Source organism: Corallococcus sp. CA041A, from assembly GCF_003612075.1.
GTDB lineage: Bacteria > Myxococcota > Myxococcia > Myxococcales > Myxococcaceae > Corallococcus > Corallococcus exiguus.
Genome location: NZ_RAWF01000544.1, coordinates 1 through 1226, shown reverse-complemented (window position 1 = coordinate 1226; position 1226 = coordinate 1). Strand labels below are relative to the sequence as shown.

General features: G+C 69.0%; 1 pseudogene. It reads right to left on the bottom strand.

Annotation, left to right across the window (positions count from 1 at the left end):
* Positions 1 to 40: 40 nt before the first annotated feature.
* Positions 41 to 1226 (bottom strand): annotated as a pseudogene (locus D7V77_RS42025) (IS3 family transposase); the annotation flags it as partial.

Below are 1226 nucleotides of genomic sequence, written 5' to 3'. Positions count from 1 at the left end.
TGTACCGCACCGGATTGTTGAGACACCAGGTTGGTCGTAATCAGGCCGCTTGCTTCTGCATCAGTTCCCGCCGGGCCTGACTCGGCGAGAGGAAGTGGTGACGCTCCAGCAACCAGTGCTCGTTGTACCGGTGAGCCCACTCCAGCAGCGCCAGCCGGAGTTCCTCCACGGTGGCGAAGGTGCGCACCCAGAGCAGTTGCTCCTTGAGGGTACGGATGAAGCGCTCGGCACAGCCGTTGCCCTCGGGACTGCGGACGAAGGAGGGACTGGACACGGCCCCCAGGAAGCGCAGCTCGTTCTGGAAGGCGTCGGAAGTGTACTGGCTGCCGTTGTCGTGGCGGATGGACAGCCCCGCGGCCACGCCCCGGCCGTACGCCCCGAAGCGAGCCTTGACGCCCTGGCGGATGGGCTCGAGGGCCTCGAAACGGGTGCCGACCTTGGCCGCGTGGATGCCGACGCACTCGGCGGTGCCGTGGTCGATGGCGATGAAGACGGTGGCCTGGCCCTCCAGCTTCGTCACGGTGCAGGTGGCGTCGGTGCCCCACATGACGTCGGGCTTGTCGGTGGTAATCGTGCCGTCATGGTTGCGCGGTCCCAGCACCCGGCGGGCCCTGCCCGGTGCCAGCAGCCCTGCCTCGCGCATCCGCCGCAGGCAGCGGGCCTTCGACGTGCGTACGCCCTGAGCGCGAAGCCGGGCCCATACCTTGCGGTGCCCCTCGCCCAGAAACGGGGAGGCGGCCAGCACGCCGCGGATGGCCTCCAGCAGCGCCTCGTCCGTCAGCGCCGTCTTCGGGCCTCGCCGGGCTGTCGGAGAGAGCGCTGCCTGCCGGCGGGCACGGTGCCGGTACACCGTGGCGCGAGGCACTCGCCAGGTGGCCGTCACGAGCACCAGTCCGTACGGCTTGCCGCTGGAAGGCGAGAGACTGGCGCTCATCCTCTCGACTTCCTCCAGGGAAAACCCGGCGCGTTGCCCTCCAGCAGCCGGGCCTTCTGCGCCAGCAACTCGTTCTTCATCATCAGCTCGCCCACCATGGCCTTGAGCCGCAGCACCTCGTCGTCCGCTGCTTCCGGCTCGCGGCTCTTGAGGTTCGCCTCGGCCCCAGCCAGGAACTTCTCCCGCCACTCGCTCAGCACCGCTGCCGTGACGCCCAACTCTCGGGAGAGGGCGTCGAGCTCCTCGCCCTTGAGCAGACGGAGCACGGCCTCCTTCTTCCGCTTCGCCGAGA